Here is a 239-nt window from a genome sequence, read left to right on the forward strand (position 1 = left end):
GCCGAGGAGGTATATGCTCCGCCGCGCTGATCCGGATCAGGAACGGACCAGGCGCACCGACCACGAGCCCCCGCCGGCGCCGTCCGGCACGACCTCGGCGCCCAGGCTCTGCAGTGAGGTCACGAAATCGCCGTACTCGCCGTAGTCGGCATCGGCCGACCGGAGCGCGGCCAGGTTCACGTAGACCGCCGAGGTCGCCCTGGCGTGGTCGGGAACGGCCTTGCTGAACGGTCCGTACC

The 239-nt window shown here is 70.7% G+C and carries 1 protein-coding gene; it reads right to left on the bottom strand.

Annotated elements, in window-relative coordinates; translation table 11 throughout:
* Positions 1-36: 36 nt before the first annotated feature.
* Positions 37-239 (bottom strand): hypothetical protein (locus BN358_RS26735; protein ID WP_198018453.1); only part of this gene is annotated, 203 nt, incomplete at its 5' end.

The sequence above is a fragment of the Sedimentibacter sp. B4 genome (genome assembly GCF_000309315.1).
GTDB lineage: Bacteria > Bacillota > Clostridia > Tissierellales > Sedimentibacteraceae > Sedimentibacter > Sedimentibacter saalensis.